The organism is Parendozoicomonas verongulae, assembly GCF_009711465.1.
GTDB classification, from domain to species: Bacteria; Pseudomonadota; Gammaproteobacteria; order Pseudomonadales; family Endozoicomonadaceae; genus Sansalvadorimonas; species Sansalvadorimonas verongulae.
The window spans coordinates 81,796-103,119 of record NZ_SMME01000873.1 but is presented as its reverse complement, the minus strand read 5'-3'; the positions used below and the strand labels follow the sequence as shown (position 1 = coordinate 103,119).

General features: G+C 50.0%; 18 protein-coding genes. 13 read left to right on the top strand and 5 right to left on the bottom strand.

All coding sequences use genetic code 11. The features are described 5' to 3' along the window. The coding region (locus E1189_RS21775; RefSeq protein ID WP_196221564.1) for a hypothetical protein at nt 1-838 on the bottom strand (838 nt) is incomplete at its 3' end. 667 nt (nt 839-1,505) lie between these two features. Between E1189_RS21775 and E1189_RS21770 the strand changes: the two genes are divergently transcribed. The 4 genes from E1189_RS21770 to pip all read left to right on the top strand — a co-directional run bounded on the left by E1189_RS21770 (nt 1,506) and on the right by pip (nt 7,274). After that, nucleotides 1,506-3,506: a death domain-containing protein gene (locus E1189_RS21770; RefSeq protein WP_155163276.1), complete on the top strand. Its 2,001-nt coding sequence runs from the start codon at nt 1,506-1,508 to the stop codon at nt 3,504-3,506. 133 nt (nt 3,507-3,639) lie between these two features. Beyond that, the gene (locus tag E1189_RS21765) at nt 3,640-4,302 is read left to right on the top strand and encodes a lipopolysaccharide kinase InaA family protein (protein ID WP_155163275.1); all 663 of its coding nucleotides are present in this window, start codon (nt 3,640-3,642) and stop codon (nt 4,300-4,302) included. Between the two features lie 35 nt (nt 4,303-4,337). Next, nucleotides 4,338-6,164, top strand: a complete 1,827-nt coding sequence (typA, locus tag E1189_RS21760; protein ID WP_329602169.1) for a translational GTPase TypA — start codon at nt 4,338-4,340, stop codon at nt 6,162-6,164. A gap of 129 nt (nt 6,165-6,293) precedes the next feature. Continuing rightward, on the top strand, nt 6,294-7,274 hold the full coding sequence (gene pip / locus E1189_RS21755; protein WP_155163273.1) for a prolyl aminopeptidase: 981 nt from the start codon (nt 6,294-6,296) through the stop codon (nt 7,272-7,274). Nucleotides 7,275-7,308: 34 nt separating this feature from the next. On the opposite strand, the gene E1189_RS21750 is transcribed toward pip, so the two are convergent. Further along, nucleotides 7,309-7,683: a Cif family virulence factor gene (locus tag E1189_RS21750; protein WP_155163272.1), complete on the bottom strand. Its 375-nt coding sequence runs from the start codon at nt 7,681-7,683 to the stop codon at nt 7,309-7,311. A 99-nt stretch (nt 7,684-7,782) separates the two neighbouring features. Between E1189_RS21750 and dtd the strand changes: the two genes are divergently transcribed. The 4 genes from dtd to E1189_RS21730 all read left to right on the top strand — a co-directional run bounded on the left by dtd (nt 7,783) and on the right by E1189_RS21730 (nt 12,723). Further along, the gene (gene dtd / locus E1189_RS21745) at nt 7,783-8,220 is read left to right on the top strand and encodes a D-aminoacyl-tRNA deacylase (RefSeq protein ID WP_155163271.1); all 438 of its coding nucleotides are present in this window, start codon (nt 7,783-7,785) and stop codon (nt 8,218-8,220) included. Between the two features lie 77 nt (nt 8,221-8,297). Next, complete coding sequence (locus tag E1189_RS21740; protein ID WP_155163270.1) at nt 8,298-10,049, top strand: hypothetical protein; 1,752 nt, start codon at nt 8,298-8,300, stop codon at nt 10,047-10,049. A gap of 140 nt (nt 10,050-10,189) precedes the next feature. Continuing rightward, nucleotides 10,190-12,214 carry a transglycosylase SLT domain-containing protein gene (locus tag E1189_RS21735; protein ID WP_196221563.1) on the top strand — a complete coding sequence of 675 codons (2,025 nt, stop codon included), beginning with the start codon at nt 10,190-10,192 and terminating at the stop codon, nt 12,212-12,214. 200 nt (nt 12,215-12,414) lie between these two features. Then, on the top strand, nt 12,415-12,723 hold the full coding sequence (locus E1189_RS21730; RefSeq protein WP_155163268.1) for a hypothetical protein: 309 nt from the start codon (nt 12,415-12,417) through the stop codon (nt 12,721-12,723). A 73-nt stretch (nt 12,724-12,796) separates the two neighbouring features. Here the strand turns inward: E1189_RS21730 and argS are convergent, their stop codons facing one another. Beyond that, the gene (gene argS / locus E1189_RS21725) at nt 12,797-14,539 is read right to left on the bottom strand and encodes an arginine--tRNA ligase (RefSeq protein ID WP_155163267.1); all 1,743 of its coding nucleotides are present in this window, start codon (nt 14,537-14,539) and stop codon (nt 12,797-12,799) included. Here argS and E1189_RS21720 point away from each other — a divergent pair. From E1189_RS21720 to def, 3 genes are all read left to right on the top strand, one after another. Next, on the top strand, nt 14,538-14,759 hold the full coding sequence (locus E1189_RS21720) for a hypothetical protein (protein WP_155163266.1): 222 nt from the start codon (nt 14,538-14,540) through the stop codon (nt 14,757-14,759). The two genes, argS and E1189_RS21720, sit on opposite strands and share 2 nt — an antisense overlap. A gap of 215 nt (nt 14,760-14,974) precedes the next feature. Beyond that, nucleotides 14,975-15,634: an SPOR domain-containing protein gene (locus E1189_RS21715; protein ID WP_155163265.1), complete on the top strand. Its 660-nt coding sequence runs from the start codon at nt 14,975-14,977 to the stop codon at nt 15,632-15,634. 134 nt (nt 15,635-15,768) lie between these two features. Continuing rightward, complete coding sequence (gene def / locus E1189_RS21710) at nt 15,769-16,266, top strand: peptide deformylase (protein ID WP_155163264.1); 498 nt, start codon at nt 15,769-15,771, stop codon at nt 16,264-16,266. 19 nt (nt 16,267-16,285) lie between these two features. Here the strand turns inward: def and E1189_RS21705 are convergent, their stop codons facing one another. Further along, a complete protein-coding gene (locus E1189_RS21705; RefSeq protein ID WP_155163263.1) occupies nt 16,286-18,358 on the bottom strand; it encodes a S9 family peptidase in 2,073 nt (690 codons plus the stop codon). A gap of 245 nt (nt 18,359-18,603) precedes the next feature. Continuing rightward, on the bottom strand, nt 18,604-19,389 hold the full coding sequence (locus tag E1189_RS21700) for a TatD family hydrolase (protein WP_196221562.1): 786 nt from the start codon (nt 19,387-19,389) through the stop codon (nt 18,604-18,606). A gap of 164 nt (nt 19,390-19,553) precedes the next feature. Between E1189_RS21700 and E1189_RS21695 the strand changes: the two genes are divergently transcribed. Both E1189_RS21695 and E1189_RS21690 read left to right on the top strand, forming a co-directional pair. Then, nucleotides 19,554-20,036, top strand: coding sequence for a copper chaperone PCu(A)C (locus tag E1189_RS21695; protein ID WP_155163261.1), 483 nt, complete (start codon nt 19,554-19,556; stop codon nt 20,034-20,036). A gap of 135 nt (nt 20,037-20,171) precedes the next feature. Next, entirely contained in the window at nt 20,172-21,272 is a 1,101-nt protein-coding gene (locus E1189_RS21690; protein WP_155163260.1) for a protein kinase family protein, read from the top strand. The last annotated feature ends 52 nt before the right edge of the window (nt 21,273-21,324 follow it).

The following is a 21,324-nucleotide window of genomic DNA, read 5'->3' as shown; positions in this document are numbered from 1 at the left end:
CGATGTTGAGGCAGGCTTTATACACATCATAGAGCTGGTTCATCCTACCTGCACGATCAAGCAATACGTAACCATGCATAGTTTCATTTTTTACCCTTTTGGTATCGTCTTCCCCCATCCCAATCTGCAGTGCAAGAGTGGTCGCATATTCATCCAAGTGTTTACCAAGGTAAACCATTTGTTGCTGAAGATCCTGATCGTCAACCGTGATTTCCAGTTGTTTGTTTCTGACTCTTTCCGCAATTTGAGGATGACCGGCCTCCTCGAGTTTTTGGGCTAAAACAGAAGCTTTGTTGCCATCTGTTACTGCATCTGCAACAAGTTTCAGGAGTTCGTAGGATTTGTCTGACGGATTAGGGTGCATGGGATTTGTTGTGACACTGGCTATATCCGGTTCGGATATATTGACATGACGTGCCAGAGCCACGAACGTTTCAGTTGGGGCAAGTCGTATAAGCTGAGATCTTTCCGCTGTGTCCAGTGTATAGTCTTCCCCTTCAGCCCCTGCAACATCAAGACCTTTGACTGTGTGGATAGTCACTCTGGACCGCTTATGGTCGTCTATCAGATGCATGATGACTATCAGGTCATTCGCAGGGCGTGTTTCGAGATCTTTTGTGCTGTTAAACGTATAACCCTGATGATCCAGCATAATTTCCGGGTGTTGCGAGAGAATGAAATCCCAGTGTGAATTCTTGCAGCTAAACGCCACCATGATTTCATGTTCAGGGGCAGTGACTCTGGCTGAGCCATCATCAAGGGATAGAAACGAAGGTGTGTCTTTTCTGGCTGGTAAGGTGACTCCCAGCTTTCCGGGCTGCCATTCAGTAATAGACATATTCTGCATGGCTGACGTTATATCTTCATAGGACGGAGGCGGTAATAATGAAGTGCCTGAAGAATCTGAAGAGTAGGTTATGGAGAGTGAGTTACTACGGCTTTCCTGGTCTCTGGGCCTCAATATTATGACATGAAGGGTACCTTGTGTTGGTGGATCAGAAGGGCTTAACTCAATAAATCCCTGGGGCTTTTTGCCAACAGAAACAATAGAAATACTTGTCCCCTCTCCGTTCCTCTCCCTTTTCTGGGTTAGCCCATTAAAGCCTCTCATCTTCAGTTCTTGCGAATCAAACTCGTACGCAACGTTTGTGGAGATATTGAGTTTTGTCTGCCCTGAATATGACTGAAGTGGGATACAACATAAAGATAAGGCTAATAACGCAATTTTGGGTGCAGCATAAAGTTTGGTGCTTCTAAGAGTCTTCTGCATTTCAATATGGCTCCGTAATCTGAATATGTGCTAAGAGTCCAAGAGCCGAAGGATAGAGTATAAGTTTCAGGCCTGAGTGATTTTTCGTTTTGGGTTACTCCTCCTGCGCTGATGGGGGAAAACTGTCGAAAAAAACACAGTAAATTCTGATTCTCTTTCTAGACTCAGTACCCTTCCACAATAAAAATGCGAGGTTCTGATGTTCATATCGAGAGGATATGCGCCGAGGTTGGGATTGGGAAAAATAGCGCTATTTGCTGTTGCTTTTTTATGGGGAACCTTAGCGACTAAGGCGACTGCAGCGTCTGGAGACATGGTGAATGGTGTTGAGATTGCTCAGCTGAAGACTTATTTGGACAACTTTGGAACAAAGGCCAAATTTGGTGATTGGGTGAGCGGTGTCGTCTTAACGGAAGCAGATTTCGGGAACCTTATTGGAAGTAGTACTGAATTAGAGAAAGCACTCGGTTCAAAAGCCAAAGCTAAAGTGGCTTTAATTGCTAAATCGGGCATGTGGGGATCATTTGATGCGAAAGAAACATTAAATAATATCATGCACACATCCATGAAAGAGGGGGAGGCATGCCTGGGTGAAGTTTTTAGCGCAATGTCCACGTCTTCCACTCCTGGAATGAAAGCATTGGCGGGAGTTATAGCTCAAGATTATCAGGCTTGGGTAAAGACTAAATCTGCTCCACAATCGGCTGGGCATCAATCTCTTTCTGGGAGTAATCAATCTGATGTGAGGGAAACCCATAGCGGGCCTGCCAAAATGTCCGAGAAGGAAACAGCTTCCACTTCAACGCCCAGGGTTCATGTAGAGGAGAGGTCATATGAGAGACAGCCAGGCTCCGAGTACGACGTCCGGAGTAAACTGCCTGCTTCAGAAAACGCCGGAGGGGCTGCCACTGTTAATGTACATATAAGTCATACGACAGTGGCTGCGGCCACTCCTGACGCAGCCCCTGCACCTGCCGCGCCTGCTCCTGGTCTTGGAGGAATGTTTGAGCAGGGAATGACTGCCATGGCGAATATGATAGCCCGTAAGAGAGGATTACAGGCACACCAGCAAAACGCTCTTGATGTCATACAGCAGAATGTTGAAGATGACTTGAGCTCCTACCGTCTCAAACTGAATGGGGTCACAAAAAGCTTTGTTCTCAAAATGGCACCGTCTACCAACTGGGCTCTTGTTGGAATAGCCTGGCGGCATGTCGGAGGGAAATTTGAACAGTTTTACGGATTGATGAAGAGCAAGCCGAATGAGCGCCGTCAATATCTGAAACAAAACAGCTCGGAAGAGATGCAAACCAATATTATGCTCAAGTATGTTGATCTGATGCCCAGGAGGGGAGTCAGTGCGGATGAGAGAGCAGTCGTGGCAGGGATTGAGCAACAGGGGATTGACTTGAACACCTTAAGAGAGATGGTCACAAAGGAGTTTAAAACCCAAACCGCTCTTGTGAGTGTTGATAGTCTTATAAAAAGCTTCTTTATGAAGCACGCCTCCCAGCTTGATGATGTTGCTATTACCGATACGGAAGCCCTGCTGGGCCGCCTTGGCCTTGTGCATAATCCGCGGGTCATCGATTTCAAGTCATTACTTAACTACATGGACTTCTCACAAAATGTTGATGCGACCACCTACGGAAAGCTCGTGGTCGTTTTATCTAACTCTGTCGAAGAACTTGATGAAGATAGTGAAATAACCTTCGATAAGATGCTCAGAAGCTCTGTGCCTTCTGACGATATCTATGAAAACGGTATGAGAGACGCTTTCCTGGATGTTCTTGGGCGCGTTGGAACCGACGAAGAAATGTATGCGGTCATGGTGAAAACAGCAGGTAAGCTGGTTCCTCAACGCCATTCCAGTACAGGGGGGGATATTGCCCTGGGTGGTGCCAGTAATGTGGGTCAGGCCTCCTCCTTTATAGGCTTGTCCAAAGGGTATCAATACGCTGGAATCTTCGATGAATTTAGTGTAAGGGAAAGTGCTGCGGGTAGAATTTATAGTAAATGGGTGACGCTGGCCAGAAGCTGTAACATTGAAGATTGTGAAATAGAGGCGTGGAAGGAGTTGTCAAAAGGAAATGGAAAGGAAGGTGCTCTGCAGTTTTTGACAAGACTCAAGAATAGAGAATCGAATCATGTACAGGCAGAAGACAAGCTCTTCAAGGCTCTGATGGACGCAGGCCAGCTGGGAATAGTTGGTACTATCTGGATAAAGAGTAAGTAAATGAAAAGCCACCGGAGCATGGAGGCTCCGGATTCCTCCCTCTGACGGATGCAAAGTCCCTTTCCCTACAGGGGCTGTACAGGTAGAATGCCCGCCTTTGCCAACCAGCACACACGAAAGCTGAAAATTTTCAATGCAGATTCTTACTGCTACAGACTATAACAGACTGCGGGAAGGCGGCAGAGTTATTGAAGCCGATGGCTTTGGCGATAAGGTAATCATTCTGCAGGACGGAACATTTCTGAAGTTGTTCCGCCGCAAGCGGTTACTGACGTCTGAGCTGATATGGCCTTATGCCATGCGTTTTGCCGAAAATGCCCATGCGCTGATTCAGCGAGGCATACCGACAGTTGAAATAAAGTCTGTTTATAAAATTCCATCCATTGAGCGAACAGGCGTTCATTACCGGCCACTGGCCGGTGACACTCTGCGCACATGGCTGGGAGAGTGTAACGACCTGGAGCGGCAACATCTGGTCCGTGATCTGGGTCGATTTATTGCCTGGCTGCACCGTTCCGGGGTGTATTTCCGTTCTCTGCACATGGGAAATATTCTCCGCATGCCGGATGAACGCTTCGGACTGATCGATATTTCTGATATGCGCTGCCATAACTACAGTCTCAGTGAGACGAGCAGGCTACGAAATTTCAGACATATGACCCGTTATCGGGACGATATCAAGCTGTTGGGTGATTCAACGGCTATTCTGGCAGAAAGCTATAACGATATGGCTGGTTCCTCAAAAGGGTTCCAGCAGAAACTGGACAAACTTCTGGCGGATGCCCTGGCCGAGTAAGGCTTGGGGAGCTGGATGAAAGAGGCAACTTCCTTGTGAGCGAGTCTGTAATTGAAAAACTGCGCAACGTAGCGATCATCGCCCACGTTGACCACGGTAAAACCACGCTGGTCGATAAGCTGTTGCAGCAGTCCGGAACCCTTGGCCGTAAGGATCAGGGCACCGAGCGCATCATGGACTCCAACGACCAGGAGAAAGAGCGCGGCATTACCATTCTGGCCAAGAACACGGCCATTAACTGGAATGATTACCATATCAACATTGTGGATACCCCAGGGCACGCTGACTTCGGTGGTGAAGTGGAACGTGTTCTGTCTATGGTGGATTCCGTGTTACTGCTGGTAGACGCAGTAGACGGCCCAATGCCACAAACCCGCTTCGTCACCTCCAAGGCGTTCGAGCAGGGTTTGCGCCCCATCGTAGTTATCAACAAGGTAGACCGCCCCGGCGCGCGGCCCGACTGGGTTATGGATCAGGTATTTGACCTGTTCGACAACCTGGGTGCTACCGACGAGCAGCTGGACTTCCCGGTGATCTACGCCTCTGCACTGAACGGTGTGGCCGGTCTGGAGCCAGACCAGCTGGCGGAAGACATGACTCCGCTGTTTGAGATGATCACCGAAAACGTACCCAGCCCGGACGTTGACGTAGAAGGCCCGTTCCAGATGCAAATCTCCGCTCTGGACTATAACAGCTACGTAGGCGTAATCGGTATCGGCCGTGTGAAACGTGGCCATATCCAGCCTGGTACGCCAGTGCGCCTGATCAACCGTGAAGGTGAAGAACGCAACGCCAAGATTCAGAAGGTGATGGGTCACCTTGGTCTGGAGCGTGTTGAGACAGAAGATGCCCGCGCTGGCGACATTATCTGTATCACCGGTATTGAAGGTCTGAACATCTCCGATACTCTGTGCGACGTGAACAATGTGGAAGCTCTGCCAGCACTGACTGTCGATGAGCCAACCGTATCCATGACTTTCCAGGTGAACGACTCTCCATTCTGTGGACAGGACGGTAAGTTTGTTACCTCCCGGAACATCAAGGATCGTCTGGAACGTGAACTTATCCATAACGTGGCACTGCGAGTTGAGCAGGGCGATGATGCTGACAAGTTCAAGGTGGCTGGTCGTGGTGAGCTGCACTTGTCTGTTCTGATCGAAACTATGCGTCGTGAAGGCTACGAGCTGGCGGTTTCCCGTCCTGAGGTTGTTGTTCGTGATAACAACGGTGTGAAGGAAGAACCTTACGAGCAGGTTGTTGTTGATGTTGAAGAGGAGCATCAGGGTTCCATCATGGAAGAGCTGGGGCTGCGTAAGGCCGAGCTGAAAAACATGGTTCCTGATGGCAAGGGACGCGTGCGCCTGGACTTTATCATGCCATCCCGTGGCCTGATCGGTTTCCGTTCCCTGTTCCTGACCCTGACCTCCGGCTCCGGCATTCTGACTTCCATCTTCGACCACTATGGTCCTGTGAAGGAAGGTGAAGTTGGCCGTCGTAATAATGGTGTACTGGTGTCCATGGTGAAGGGTAAGGTACTGGGTTACTCCCTGTTCAACCTGCAAAGCCGTGGTCGTATGTTTATCGATCCGAATATTGATGTGTACGAAGGTCAGATCATCGGTCTTCACATTCGTGACAACGATCTGATGGTGAACCCCACCAAGGGTAAGCAGCTGACTAACGTACGTGCTGCCGGTACTGATGAAAACATTATCCTGACTCCGCCTATCCGCCACACTCTGGAGCAGGCTCTGGAATTCATCGATGACGACGAACTGGTTGAAGTAACACCAAACCACATCCGCCTGCGTAAGAAGTACCTCACTGAGGTTGAGCGCAAGCGTATGAACAAGAAGAAGTAATACCCGGCCCCGTTGCAGAAATGCTTCGGGGCTTTTCATTTATAATGGCTTTAAGAAGGCGCGCCATAGGAGTAGTGTGGTAGTAGTCGCAGTGGCGCCCACATGTCAGGAACTTACAGGGATTTCTCAATGCTGACCCTCTACCCGCCCATTAAGCCTTATGCCCGTCATAACCTTCCGGTATCCGGAGGGCATAAAATCTATGTAGATGAGAGTGGTAACCCTGAAGGTATCCCGGTCATATTCCTCCACGGCGGCCCAGGGGGTGCCTGCGATAAGCACAGTCGCCGTTTTTTCGATCCGCAGATGTATCGAATCATCACCTGGGATCAGCGGGGTTGCGGTCGCTCTACACCCCATGCTGAGTTGAAAGACAACACCTCGGACGATCTGGTCTCTGATATGGAAACCATCCGTACTGAGCTCAAAATTGATCGCTGGCTGGTGTTGGGTGGCTCTTGGGGGGCTACACTCGCTCTGCTATACGCGGCCCGTCACACCGATAAGGTGTTGGGGCTGGTGCTCCGAGGTGTTTATCTCGGGCGGGAAAGTGACAGCCGCTGGTTATTTTCCAAAGAGGGGTCAGGACGCATATTTCCGGATTACTGGCAAACTTTTGCGGCACATTTTCCTGAGAATGAACGGGATGACTTGCTGCAGGCCTGCTACAAACGCCTGACGGGTGATGACGAGCTGGCTCGCATGGGAGCGGCAAAAGCGTTTTGCACGTGGGATGCTCACTGTTCCACATTGCGTCCCAGTCAGGAGGTGCTGGACAGTTTTTCTGACCCCCACAAAGCTATAGCGCTGGCGCGTATCTGCACACACTATCTCGCTAACAATATCTTTCTGGAAACCGATGGTGTGCTACCGGAATTATCAGCCATTGAGGATGTCCCCGGCATTATCGTTCATGGTCGCTACGATATAATCTGCCCACTGGAGAATGCCCTGACCCTTCAGGCTGCCTGGCCGAACAGTGAACTGCGTATCGTGAGAGATGCGGGACATTCAGCCAATGAGTCAGGGATTCGTGATGCCATGGTGCGAGCAACAGATGAGATGGCCCGTCGGTTTAAAGCGGAATTTAATCTGGACAGAAGCTCTTAATATTTAAGAACAGGCTATTCAAATAGTGTTCAGGCTACTGGAACTGCTCCTGTATTTCGAAGGCATCCATTGCAAGCTTCCAGGGGCCTGACTCCGTTTTCACCCACTCCTCCAGGGTAATAACCCCCCGCCCGACATTCATGCGCCAGTTGGCGCCCAAATGAACTTTGGTTTCATCAATCTGTTTGAGCCAGATATCGGTATATATCAAATCAGTGGCTCCAGATTGAATAAACGGGCGCCAGAAGTTATTAATCTCCTCACGGCCCGTGTATTCGCCCATGGGTTTGGCCTCCATCAGGGCATCTGGGATGTAAGCTGCGGTGCAGTAATCGCTGTCCCCCTTGTTAAAGTGTTTAATCCAGTTTTTACTGGCGTTCAGTACTGCTGTGAGACTGTCATGGTGCATAGCGGAAGATCTCACGGGGAAGGAACTGAAAGTTTAGTTCGCCCCTCTTTTAATGGAAGCATTGGAAGCTCAGGTTTAGAGAGCGCAGGAGTGTTTTGGATGAAAGGTCTGGTACAGAGGGTGAGTCATGCCAGTATTGTGGTCGATGGGGAGACCATTGGAGAAATTGATAACGGTATTCTGCTGCTGCTAGGTGTGGAGAAAGACGATACACCGGAAAAAGCCAGTAAATTGCTGGATAAGGTGCTCAAGTACCGCATGTTCTCGGACGAAGAGGGCAAGATGAACTGCAGCGTCACCGACATTGAAGGGGGGGTGCTGGTGGTATCCCAGTTCACACTGGTGGCCGAAACCCGTAAAGGACTGCGCCCCAGTTTTAGTTCCGGAGCCTCTCCTGCTCTGGGGAAAGAGCTTTATAACCAGTTTGTGAATATGGCGAAAGCCAGGCACCCTAAAGTGTCTACTGGCCGTTTTGGTGCCGACATGAAAGTCAGTTTGCTTAATGATGGGCCAGTGACGTTTATGCTGGAAGTTTAAAGCTCTATTTAAACGACACGGTACATGTTTTTTGTCTACTCTCTCCCCTTGCACAGAGCCTGAGAGATAGAGACGTTATGTCTGGCAACCTGAAACGTTTTCACGCCCATGCTGTTTATATTGTGGCCTTATTGCTTTCCTCCCTGAGTGCTTACTCGGCTGAAGAACATAGAATTGAAGTGGTTGTTCCCCATTTTCTTTTTAAACTGGAAGAGCAGCGTATAAATACACAACAAAACAGGCTGACCATCACATATCAAAGGAGTCACATACCCTCTATGGAACATGAGGCTTATATGCTTCAAAGTGTACCGGATGCTCACAGACCTGCTGCTGTATCTCAACTTGTATCTGATGGTACTTCTGACATTAGTATGAGCTTGCCAATCCATGAAGAGTTCTATGGATTCAGTATGAACTATCAGGATCAAGAGAGCAGAAGTAATAGAGTTATGCTGATTGTTAATAGTGATTTTGGTGATGGAAACAGTCCGCTCGCAGCAGTTAACCGCAGTTTGCTGCAGCAAGAGTCTGAAGCATCTGAGGGGGTAGTGCTTCCGTTTTCCCAATTGTATTTTGCATATCGGCTGGATGATGCCAGGCCCGGCTCCTCCGCTGATTCAAATGATATGACTGTGGTCGATATGCTGGGTGCGGAAAAACAAGACCTGGAACTGATTAGAAGACATTGGCTAACAAAACTGGTAGTTCATTTTGCTAAGCATTTTGAATTGAAAGAGGGGCTGGCACCGTCTAGTCATGACAGGTCGTTCAGCATTATTGCTACGGGGAAAATTGATAAAAGTAAAAATTGCTTTTTGAGCTTCCAGGCAGTGGAGAGCAGATGTGCACCTGACTCTTCTGATTTAATGCTGATATTTGAACCGAAGGAGGAAACAGTTTATGACAATACTATTGAAAGTTTTGAACCAAAGTTTTTGGTTTTAGGGAGAAACCCGGAAAAAGCTGATCAGGTCATGGTGAAGGTCAGGAAGTGGTCTTCAGGCAAGCTGGTAACTGACGACAGTGATGGGATGTTATCTCTAGATCAAAAAGTTCATGCTACCAGCCCATTTTTCGTAAAGGGGTGGCATGACCCTCACTTTGAAATACAGGATGGGCCTTTTGAGTTTACCTATTCTCCAAGCGACTTACCGTGGACAGTCGTTATAAATGACGCCGAAAGCATGGACATAGAGGCGCATGAGCATAGGAGGTGGCGTTCACCGGAATTGAATCCCAGCAGAGTAGAAAGAAAAAACAGCCCAGCAACACCTCCTTCCATATCTCCACCCTTTTTGCTGAGTTTATCAGGCTATGGAGTACAAGGGCCTGCCAGTGACACGCTATCGTTTCAGGAGACATGGAGTGACAAAAGTACTCCTCAACCACCAGGTTCACCTTTACACGGCCAGAATGTGCAGGTCTTATCTCTGCGTAGCGCTGTTGAGCATATAGTATTCCATACCGAGGAGAACCCTTTTGGTGACTGGACAACCGAGGATGATATCAAAACGGTGTTTAAACATATGGAAAAGGTAGTTGCCCAGAGGGCTGGGGAGCTAAGGCAATACAAGAGTGTGACAGGTGGGAGGATAAAAAGGGGGAACCCTATTCTCAGACTGGAGGAGATTACAGAAGAAGTCCGCAATGATATAAGCCAAAAGAAAGGGCTTCGACCCTTACTTTCGGCATTGAATACGCACCGCGAACAGATTCTGCATCTTGGAATGGTGAGATCTTCGCAGTGTTGCCTTCATTGTACCGGAGAGGCTTCGGGAGAGCTCCTGCCTTATCTGAAGCTTGATGACAAAGGAAGCTTGCGTTGAGCACTGGCTGAGAACTTTGTTTTTTTGTAAAGGGGAAGGGAATTTTATTGAGTACCTGCGCCATCCTGGCATAGGCTTAACGCATAATGAAAAAAAGGCTCGTTCACCGGGCTGCCAAAAGCTCAGGAGCCAAAAGCTCAATGAAAGCACCCTTTTGTTTTATTTCCCGTGTGGTTGGACTGTTTGTTTTAAGTACCAGCTTTTCCAGTGTGGCCAGTATTAACCTTCCCAGTTCTCCTTCCAATATTTCAGAGCAGCGGACGCTGTTTCAGCAAGTGGAACTTTCTCTGGAAAGTGGCAGCAATACGCTTTATCAACAGCATAAAGAAACACTGGACGAGTATCCTCTTGCCGGACATTTGGAATACCTGTTTCTTAAAAATCGCCTCAGCCATATTTCCCAACAGGATATTGATACCTTTGTAGCGGATAACCCCAGGCTGCCTCAATCTTCTCGCATTCAGTACAAATGGTTAGGCTGGCTGGCCCGCAAACAGCGCTGGCAAGCTTATCTGCAGGCTTATAACAGGCTGGAAAAGCAACCTGGAGTGCGGTATCAGTGCCTGCAGGGACGAGCATTGCTGGCAACAGGTAATCAATCTGCCGCCTGGCAACGTGCACAAAATCTATGGCTGGTTGGAAAGTCTCAGAATAAGGCTTGCGACCCCTTGTTTCACCAGTGGAAGAAGGCCGGACAACTCACCCAGAGTCTGGCATCCCAGCGCTTCTGGCTGGCCGTGGCTAACGGGAAAACGTCTCTGGCCCGTTATATCGATCGCAGCATTACCCAGCCGTTTTACAAAGATGATACCCAATTGTTCTGGCGTGTTTATCGCAATCCTGCATTGTTAAAGAAAGCTTCGTTGCTGGATGGAACTCAGGCAAAGCATCGTCAGATTATGGTGTATGGCGTGAAGCGACAGATTCCCCATAACCACGATAAAGCCCTTGATCTGTGGTTGACTCTACGGGACAAACATCCTTTTGCGCCTGACGTCAGAGGCAACCTGGATAAGCGTCTGGCACTGCGTTTTGCCAAACGTTTTACCGAGCATGCAGAGGAGCAGATTGCTCGTATCGACCCAGAGTATAAATATACGGACGTTACCAAGTGGCGTGTGCGTCTGGCATTAGAGCAGCAAGACTGGGAATCCGTTAAGCGCAATATTCAACAGCTCCCAGAGGCTGAACAACAACACGCAAGCTGGAGCTACTGGCAGGAAGTGGCGAATATTAAACTCAGCCCTTCTTCTCTTCTTGTGCCGCCTGAAAAAGAAGTGTCTGGTACGTTGGATCGCTTGCGTCAGGAGCGCAGCTTCTATGGTTTTCTGGTGGCAGATCTAACAGGTAAACCTTTCCAGCTTAATCACCAGTCTGCCCGTCATTCACAAGCAGAATTGAATCAGTTGATGGCACGCCACAATGGTTTTGCGCGCATAAAAGAGTGGCTGGCTCTGGATCGTATGGTTCAGGTGCAATCGGAGCTGAACCGCATAAAGCCTCGCTTAACCGTTCAGGAGCGCAGATTGCTGCCTTATCTGGCTCATCAACTGGGCTGGCATCATCAGGCAATTATGGCTGCAGCCCGTGAGGCGATGTGGAATGATCTGGATGTGCGCTTCCCCTCACCACAGGAACATCTGTTTTCCCACTATGCCCAAAAGCGTGGAATTGATTATTCCTGGGTCGTTTCTATCGCCCGACAGGAGAGTGCGTTCAACCCAGCGGCACACTCCCATGCAGGTGCGCGCGGGTTAATGCAGCTGATTCCCTCTACTGCCAGGCAAGCTGCCCGACAAAAACAGATTCCGTTCAAAAAAGCTTCAGAACTGTATAAACCGGAAACCAATATTGCATTGGGAACAGCTCATTTGGAGTGGCTGACCAGACAGTTTGAAGATAACCGGGTTTTTGCCACTGCTGCCTATAATGCGGGAGGCTCTGCTGTACGGCGATGGCTGCGTGCTCGCGGACATCTGCCACTGGATGTGTGGATTGAAACCATTCCCTACGATGAGACCCGCCGTTATGTGAAGAATGTTCTGGCATTTCGGGTTATCTACAGCCTTCGGGAGCAGGGAGAAGCCACGATGTTTTCACCGGATGAGAGCATGAGGCTGGCTTTAACGCCTGCTGAGAAAACACTGATAGCGTCTTATCCCTGAGGGGCCTTTATCGAGTATTCAATAAGGGCCCTTCGCTCATTTTTGTGTGGATAAGACCTCAACAGACCCTGGCATCGATTGGCTAAACTTCGATCTCGCAAGTCAGCTGATTGATATATTTTGCAAAGTTGACAGGAAGCATCTGGGAGATTGACTACACTACATTGCGTCCTTCATGGGTAAACAACAGGTGTTGTAAAATGAAAGCTGTAGGTGTTGCACTTCTGGCCGGATTATCTTTCTCCGGAATATGTTTTGGTTATGGAAACGCTAACTGCGGCGAAGCGTCAGATATAGACTCTCACTTTCTCTGTTGTGCTGAACCAGGGCATGCAGAAAGCAGTATTTGGGTATCAGGCCCAGCACACAGCTTTCATTGTGACGATGGTTGGCAGGATAGCTGTGGTTCCGACACGCCTCTGTGGAGTGATGAGTACGACAAGCTGACTACCGATACCATGGCTGACTATTGCGAGGAACATAATAAGCCTGCTCCGGTTTTCCAGTAACAACTCAAAACAACAACTAAAAACGCCAGCATAACGCTGGCGTTTTTAGTTTCACAAAGAGGAAACGAGTGATTTACATCTGCTCAACAGTCTCAATACCGATACAACCCAGGCCCAGCTTCAGGGTGCGGGCTGTCAGGGCACACAGCTGCAGACGGCTGGTTTTCACGTCGGCAGGTACGTCGACCTTATTGACTGGGCAGAACTCGTAGAATTTCATAAAACAGCCAGCCAGCTCGAACAGGTAAGCGCACAGAATGTGTGGCATACCTTCACGGGCAACGCCTTCTACGGCTTCACTGAACTGCATCAGCTTGATAGCCAGTTCGCGCTCTGCGTCTTCCTTGATAGCTATGTCGCCGCCCAGTGCTGCAACATCAACGCCAGCCTTGCGGAAGATGCTCTGTACACGGGTGTAGGCGTACATCATGTAAGGCGCGGTGTTGCCTTCGAAGGACAGCATGTTGTCCCACTCGAACACGTAGTCGCTGGTCCGGTTCTTGGAGAGGTCGGAGTACTTCACGGAACCCATGGCGATAGCGTTGATGACTTCCGCCTTCTGTTCTGCAGGCATGTCGCCGCTCTTCTCTTCGATCAGCCTGGTCGCACGGGCAGTGGCTTCGTCCAGCAGGCTGGCCAGTTTTACAACACCGCCAGCACGGGTCTTGAACGGCTTGTTGTCTTTGCCCAGCATCATGCCGAAGGCATGGTGCTCCAGAGTCACGTGCTCAGGTACGTAGCCAGCCTTGCGAACGATGGTCCAGGCCTGCTGCAGATGCTGCGCCTGACGGGCATCGATGTAGTACAGCACACGGTCTGCACCGAGGTTTTCGTAACGGTACCTGGCACAGGCGATGTCTGTGGTGGTGTACAGGAAGCCACCGTCGCGCTTCTGAACGATAACGCCCATTGGGTCGCCATCTTTGTTCTTGTACTCATCCAGGTAAACAACCATGGCGCCGTCGTCTTCTACCGCCAGACCTTTGCCTTTCATATCTTCTACTATGGCAGGCAGCATGTCGTTGTACATGCTCTCACCCATAGTGTCCCTGGCTGTGATGTTCACGCCCAGACGCTTGTAGGTGTTCAGGTTCTGCTCCATGGTCACGTCAACCAGCTTTTTCCACTGGGTCAGACACCACTCGTCGCCGCCCTGCAGCTTCACCACATAGTTACGTGCACGCTTGGCAAACTCTTCGTCACTGTCATAATGCTTTTTAGACTCGCGGTAGAAGTTTTCCAGATCACCCAGTTCTGAGTTCATAACATCCGGGTTATCTTTCTGCAGGTCTTCCAGGTGGGCAATCAACATGCCGAACTGGGTGCCCCAGTCGCCAATGTGGTTAGCGCGCACAACTTTGTGACCCAGAAATTCCAGAGTCTTGGAAACAGCATCACCAATAACTGTGGAACGCAGGTGTGCTACGTGCATTTCCTTAGCAACGTTGGGAGCAGACAGGTCAACGACGATGGTCTGCCTGGTCGCGGCTTCTTCAACGCCTGCACGATCGTCCTGAACATAACCAGACAGCTTCTCAGCCATCCACTCAGGCTTCAGAAAAATGTTAATAAAGCCGGGGCCAGCGATTTCAATTTTGTCAGCAGCTTCAGTCAGGTCCAGGTTGTCGATAACCTTCTGAGCCAGCTCGCGAGGGTTCATGCCCAGCTTCTTGGCCACTGGCATAACGCCATTGGACTGATAGTCGCCGAACTGTACGCGGGCGCTTTGGCGAACCATGGCCGGACTGTCGGCAGGAGCGCCAGCAGCCACGAGGGCGGCGGATATCTTTTGGTCAAGGAACTTGAGCACGTTCATGGAGCAATCCTTAATTCAGGCTGTGCAGATTTCAGTAAGTTTAGGTGTTTGGCCGGTTTTGGTGGCAGCGATGAGAACATCGCGCCAACAACGAATTTATCTGATGAAATCAGTTGTTTCGTCGTCGGAGAAAATTCAGGCGGGTGCTGTTTTCAGCAATAAAATGATCAACTACAGTAACCCCGGCAGGTACAATGCCGGTTCTCTGCGCCGGCGTTGAATACGCGTGTGCAAAAAATATTGTAAAACTGGGGTCTTTGGCTGTCATCATGCCCTGCATGCTAGCGGAATTCCATAACGCTCACAAGACGGTCAGGCCTCATATTCATGACTATTATCCTGAACTGCTCTTCATGAGCTCTTTTGGCTTATGGCTGTTTATGGCACGATGGGTAATCATTTCATCAAGGTTATTATTTGTCCTCTGAGGGAGATATGGCGGGCGCTAAAAGAAGGACTGGTAAACAGGCTGGCAGCGGCAAAAAGCAAAAAAAGGCCGACTCATCCTCATTAAGAGTGCCAGGGTGGCTTTGGCTGATAGCCGGCATTGCCATTGGTGGTTTTAGCATGATGCTGTTGGAACTCTCGCCGAATGTGGGAGTGATGCCAGAGCTTAACCCCTCCTCGACAGCCAAGAGCAAAGAGCCTGAGAACAAAGGGCCGGTATTTGATTTTTATACATTGCTGCCGGAATCCGAAGTGGTTGTTCCTTCCAAGAATACTGCAGCCGGGACCTCTCAGGCAGAGCCTGCCAAGAAGCCTGTAGTAGCAGCCAGGCCTGCAGTAAAAGAGGTTAAACCTGTACCTGAAACGGTAAGCTCCAGGCCATCTGCTGTCACGGCAAACCCTGCCGCTGGAAGTGTCAAGTTCCTGTTGCAGGCCGGTTCATTCCGTAACTCCGGAGATGCTGAGCGTCTGCACGCACAACTGCTGCTGACAGGCTTCCAGTCACGGGTTGAGGCGGTTACTGTTCGCGGCGGTGAGAGATGGTACCGGGTTCAGCTGGGCCCGTTCCATAGTGAGCCAGAGGTGAACAGCACCCGCCAGAAACTTGCTTCCCAAGGTCTGGAAACCATGCTTTTACGGCAGAAGTAAAGCTCTCTGTAAGCTGGGTTACCTTCGCTAACCCAGCTTATAAATACCAACTCCCCGCCTCGGCCTTTTCATCGATGGTCCGGGTACTTAGGTGTCTATGCTTGGGGCGCATCGACGATTCAGCGGGAGAATGTATGGCAATCAGATTCATGGTGTATGAGCCAGATCCGGTATTGCGTACTCGAGCTCAGAGCGTGAATGATTTTGGGGCAGAATTTCAGACTCTTGTGGATGATATGTTTGAGACCATGTACGCCAATAACGGCTGTGGGCTGGCCGCTCCGCAGATTGGTGTGTCTCTGAGGGTTTCGGTAATAGACCTCGCCCAGAACCCTTTTGTGATTGTCAATCCGGACATTGTCGAAAGGGAAGGGCAGCAAAAGATGGATGCGGGTTGCCTGTCTGTTCCTGGTGCTTATGCCTCTGTTCTCCGGTCACAGTGGGTGAAAGTGAGGGCGCAGGATCGTTACGGGACGTTATTTAATGTGGAGGGACGCGGCCTGCTGGCCGAGTGCCTGCAGCACGAAATTGATCATCTGGATGGCAAGCTGTTTATTGATCACCTGCAGCCACTTAAGAAGAAAATGGTGCAGGGAAAATCCCGTAAGTTCCGGAAGAAAAATAAGCTTTGATATTTTTCGCGTAACGCCCCTAATCCTGCAAATGCTTCTGCAAAAAGGCCAGTGTCCGGCGACCGGCTTTCAGCCAGGATTCATGGAGCAGAAACTGGTGGCCTTCATCGGGAAGGGCCAGAGTTTCCACTTCCACGCACTGGCAGCGCAGGGCATGGGCCAGGTACTGGCTTTCTGAAAAACTGACGGTGCGATCATCATCCCCATGAACCAGTAGCACCGGACTCATCCAGTGTTCCAACCAGCCCCAGGGTGAGGAGTCTTCTGCGATTTTTGCACGTGCAATAGCTTCGGTGGCTATTTCTCCCTGATCACTGTTGAACAGGCGGGAGGCCCAGTGGGGTTTGCGCAGCTCTCGAGGGAAACTGTGACAGCCATTAATCACAACGCCAGCTCGGAACAGACTACTGTCTTTCGCCAGCGCCATGGCGCTGAGGTAGCCGCCCCAGGATTCTCCCAGAATGCCGATGCGGGTACGATCCACATCTGGCTGGCGGCTCAACCAGTGGCCGGCAGCCTGTACGTCCTGGTAGTCGCTGGCGCCATCCCATCCCCGTTCCGCAGCCTGACGGAACAGTTTACCGTAACCGCTGGCTCCCCGATAATTGATATCCAGAACCATAAAGCCGCAGTGTGCCAGAAGTTGGCAAAAGGCGTATTGGAAACTCAGATCCAGCTTTGGGTGGAAGCCAGGCAAACTCTGCAACCAGGGGCCACCGTGAATATTCAGCACCGCAGGGAAGGGGCCTTTCCCTCTGGGTTTGAATAGTTGACCGTGACAGGTGTTGCGATCCTGTGAACGAATGACTTCGTTGGTGGCCGGAAGGAACTCTTCGGCCATTACCTGTTTGTAGTCCCCGGTGTCCGGAAGGTGGGTGTACTGGCTGGTTTCCATATTCAGTACACCAACCTGACAGGGCTTACTGGCGTTACCGGTGAGATAAATCAGATAGCGGCCATCTGCTGTTGGGCTGGGTTGCCAGTATTGTTTGTCATCAGCGAGATGCAGCTTTTTGTGCCGAGAGAGGGCGTCCTCTTCTAAAGCTGTGATATCAAGAACATCTAAAGCGTACTGGTGGCGGCGCTTACGGTTGTGGCTGAAGGCAAGAAGAGCTGTGTTCCGGTTGGTTGTCGGGTTAGTGGAATAATCCTGAACCAGCCATGAACCTTCAGTGACTGGCGAACAGTGGTCATCGGAAAGGTTGTGCTGATAGATATGATCCCAGCCTGTGCTGTCATGGGAGAACAGCAGCCGCTGGTTCCCCAGCCAGGCCAGTGAGCGCTGGCCGTACTGCAAAGACAATCCTGCCGGTTTCTCAAGGCTGCTCTCCCATACCGGTTTCACCTTGCCAGTGTCCACGTTCAAGAGCATCACGGAGAAACTATCAGCCTGCTCAGAGAATAACTTCTCGGCGATGTCCATATCCGGCCCCAGAAAACGGATAAAGGCAAGGTGGCGGGAATCTGGCGACCAGCATGGATGCAGATCTCGATCAAAGGCTGGGGATATCCAGCGAATATGTTTTTCTCCACGGGTATAAATGCCGAGCAGGGAGTGTTCATCACGCTGACAGACAAAAGCCAGGTGCCGGCTGTTGGCCGACCAACTGATTTCCTGAATCTGCCCCCGCAGGGAAAACAGTTTAGATATTGCAGGCTGGGTAATAGCGCGAAGATAAACAGTGCCATCAATCACCCAGGTAATGGCCGAATCATCCGGCACCACCCGCGCTTTCATTGCGCCTGCAATAATTTCCGGTTCCCTGTGATTGTCCAGATCCAGCAGTTTGAGCTGACCAGTTGGCGGAATAGTTTGTTGTCTCGGGTTTGGGCAGGGTAAACCATCATCAGAAAATGCACCCTGGGTAAGGAGTAGATAGTGTCCGGATGGTGAGAAGTCGATCAAGCGCAGTGGCTGGCCATCGTCGCCATCACTGCAGAGCACTCTTTGCCGTTTTCCATCGGGAAGATCCTGAATAAATAATTCATGCTGACCTTTGTGGTAATCAATCCAGGCAATCCGGTTGCGCATTACTGCCACACGATATTCCAAAGTGTGACGGAAAGAAAAGTACGCCTTGAGTTCCGGCATTCTTGTACCCGCCTAATTGCAATTGTCATCTCCGGTTTTCACCCGTGTTGTGAGTGCCGGTATTGTGCTAAGTACCCGGGTCATTGTATGTGAAAACAATGCTCTGGGTGCTTAAGCGTTGGTGGTTGGAACAAGGGGTTGGAATAAAGTTTCCCCATTGTCAGAAGAGCAGGCAGGCGCGTTGGTGGTGTTGGTTTTATTAATGCAGAGTTCTTACAAGAATGAAGTCTGGGTAACGGTGAGTGTCAGGTCGTAATATTCAGCACTTGATGTGTGTTTTTCATGAGAGCAGGTGCAAGAGTATGAACCGGTTCTTGTCGCAGCTCTGACATAATGTTCAGAACTGACACCGACGTTAATGGAGTGTTGCGCTCGCCTTTTTCCAAACCAGCAGGTGGAATATCCGGCGCATCAGTTTCCAAAACAAATGCGTTAAGGGGAAGATCGGTCACTTGCCTTCTTAATCGTTTTGCACGCTCGTAAGTCAGGCTGCCACCAATGCCGAGTTTGAAACCGAGATCAAGAAAGGCTTTTGCCTGCTGCTCACTTCCAGACCATGCGTGAACAATTCCCCCTTCCTGAAACCTGAGTTTGCGCAGCAGGCTGGCGGTCTGATCATGAGCTTTGCGTACATGGAGAATCAGCGGCAGGTTGTGGTGTGCGGCGATAATAATCTGAGCAGCGAATAGCTCTTCCTGCCTTGGCAGGTCAGGGTTCTCGATAAACAGGTCGAGGCCGGTTTCTCCTACGGCAACAACAGATTCAGGTTTATTCGACAGCAGCTGATCCAGCTCTTCAAGATAGCTGTCTTTATGGGAATGCAGAAAGAAAGGATGCAACCCTAAAGCACCGTAAAGGGTCACGCCACTTTTATGAGCTCCCAGCATGTTGATCAACCGTGACCAGTGGGGTTGCTCGGTTGCTGGCAGGCAGATATGGGTAATGCCCTGCCTGTAACATTGGGCGAGCAGCTCATCCCGGTCTTTATCAAAGGCTGGAAAGTCGAGGTGGCAGTGGCTGTCGAAAACCATAGGCGGTATAGTTTTGGTGTGTGAAAAAAGTGTCTCGTAGAAGACATTATTACACAGCTCTGGATTGAGCTGCCTACAATAAACACCGGTGTCTAGGGTCTGCCTAGTATTAGAGCCGAATTTGAACTGCATTACAGCAGTATCGGGATAACAGGGGTGAGTCAATGATCAAGAAGTGGTTGTCAGGCGTGTATTTACCATTTATGGCATTCGCCTACGTGATTATTCTTGCGGGAGGAGCTAATGCAGCACCGGTGGATAATATTCTGGTAACGGAGCCTCGTGTGCGTGCCATGCCTCCGGGCAGCCCTAACACTGCTGCATACCTGACTATCAAGAATCTGGGCAGGACCGATATCGCCCTTGAGAAGGTGGTTTCTCCCATCTCCCATCACACCATGCTCCACGATACCGTAAAGAAAGACGGGAAAATGAGCATGGTACACCAGATGTCTATCACCATTCCTGCAGGTAAGCGAGTGAAGTTCAAACCCGGCGGGCTCCATATTATGGTAATGGGGCTGAGCAAGAGCCTGACCATTGGCGATATGGTGCCTTTTGAGCTGCATTTCAGCAATGGAACGGTTTTAAATATTAAGGCTGCGGTCAAAAAGCAGGTGTCCGAGAAAGGAAACCTCTCCGGCTAAAAGCCTCAGGCCTGTGAACTCTCGCAGGCCTGACCGTTCCGTCCTTCCTTAATTAATTCTCAGAGCAACACTGAACTTTTTCTGAAGTTGTAACTCTAAAGTTACAGTGCTCACCTCTTAAAGGAAAGGAATCCTATGGAAGGTATAACGCAAAGTACGCAGCGCCTGAATAGGCCATCTATTGGCGGAATGAAACTGGGTTTGAACGGGCCCCAGAAAAAACTATCACTGTGGGCTCCTGCTACCCCTGTCAAAGAAATCATTACCCGCCCGGGTATGGATGCTTCATTTATAGGGCAAGCTATTACAGGCCGTTTTTGCCGTGATGCCGGTTCCGGTGCTTATGGTACAGTTGAAATTCGTAAAGCGCCTGCAGGTTGTGGGCATGAAACACTGGCCATCAAGAGCAGCTGCACTGAAAGCTATGACAGCGTAAAAGAGGAAGCGGCTGTTGGTATTACACTGGATCATAAACACTTGATGAAGTATTACGGCTATCAGTTGGAAACAGTACCAGCAGGTGCCGGTATCAAGAAAACAGCCTCCATTGTTATGCCGGCTATGGCCAGTACCCTCGAAAAGCGTTTTGAAGATGGTGCAGATAATACTTCTGAAAAAGAGATCGCCGGGCTTCTCTGTGAGTTGGCATCTGCTCTTGAGTACCTTCACGGGCGGGGGATGATTCACAGTGATCTGAAATGGGATAACGCCTTTCTTGATAAAGAGGGGAGAGTGATTCTCGGTGACTTTGGGCGCACCGGAACCAGCACGCGATTCCTTGATTGCTTTAACCCTTCTTACCCTCCTGAAATGGTGCCTTTTGCCAGAGGGGGGGACTGCTTATCGACAGGTTCGGAATCTTCACCATCCTCCTCCCATAATGGTTCAGGGGACTCGGGATATAGTGACCATAACGTTTTAGATGCGAATGAACCTGGTGCTGTGAAAACGGGTATAAACTATTCCAGCGATATCTACTGCCTGGGTGTGATTGCTTCGAAAATGGTGCTGGGGAAAAATGCCCCTTATGCCTGGTCAATGGACAAGGATGCGGAAACCGGATTTAGCTCTAAAGATGAAAGTTATAAGGTGGTGGACGCCATGGGTGCAAAACTGCCAGCGACTCTGGCAAGTAAGCAGCTTATTGAACTGGTGGGGGACTGCCTTAAGTTTGATCCCCAAAGCCGACCTGATATTCGTGAAGTGAGCAGGCGTCTGGAAGATATAACCGGCTAAGCAATCTGTCAGCCCCCTCACAGATAAAGTTGGGGGCTGACAAGCTCGAGTG

Bases quoted from the DNA above. Each gene is read 5' to 3' on its own strand.
- E1189_RS21765 (WP_155163275.1), top strand. From the start codon at position 3,640: ATGCAGATTCTTACTGCTACAGACTATAACAGACTGCGGGAAGGCGGC.
- pip (WP_155163273.1), top strand. From the start codon at position 6,294: ATGCTGACCCTCTACCCGCCCATTAAGCCTTATGCCCGTCATAACCTT.
- E1189_RS21750 (WP_155163272.1), bottom strand. From the start codon at position 7,683: ATGCACCATGACAGTCTCACAGCAGTACTGAACGCCAGTAAAAACTGG.
- dtd (WP_155163271.1), top strand. From the start codon at position 7,783: ATGAAAGGTCTGGTACAGAGGGTGAGTCATGCCAGTATTGTGGTCGAT.
- E1189_RS21740 (WP_155163270.1), top strand. From the start codon at position 8,298: ATGTCTGGCAACCTGAAACGTTTTCACGCCCATGCTGTTTATATTGTG.
- E1189_RS21735 (WP_196221563.1), top strand. From the start codon at position 10,190: ATGAAAGCACCCTTTTGTTTTATTTCCCGTGTGGTTGGACTGTTTGTT.
- E1189_RS21730 (WP_155163268.1), top strand. From the start codon at position 12,415: ATGAAAGCTGTAGGTGTTGCACTTCTGGCCGGATTATCTTTCTCCGGA.
- E1189_RS21720 (WP_155163266.1), top strand. From the start codon at position 14,538: ATGGAGCAATCCTTAATTCAGGCTGTGCAGATTTCAGTAAGTTTAGGT.
- argS (WP_155163267.1), bottom strand. From the start codon at position 14,539: ATGAACGTGCTCAAGTTCCTTGACCAAAAGATATCCGCCGCCCTCGTG.
- E1189_RS21715 (WP_155163265.1), top strand. From the start codon at position 14,975: ATGGCGGGCGCTAAAAGAAGGACTGGTAAACAGGCTGGCAGCGGCAAA.
- def (WP_155163264.1), top strand. From the start codon at position 15,769: ATGGCAATCAGATTCATGGTGTATGAGCCAGATCCGGTATTGCGTACT.
- E1189_RS21705 (WP_155163263.1), bottom strand. From the start codon at position 18,358: ATGCCGGAACTCAAGGCGTACTTTTCTTTCCGTCACACTTTGGAATAT.
- E1189_RS21700 (WP_196221562.1), bottom strand. From the start codon at position 19,389: ATGGTTTTCGACAGCCACTGCCACCTCGACTTTCCAGCCTTTGATAAA.
- E1189_RS21695 (WP_155163261.1), top strand. From the start codon at position 19,554: ATGATCAAGAAGTGGTTGTCAGGCGTGTATTTACCATTTATGGCATTC.
- E1189_RS21690 (WP_155163260.1), top strand. From the start codon at position 20,172: ATGGAAGGTATAACGCAAAGTACGCAGCGCCTGAATAGGCCATCTATT.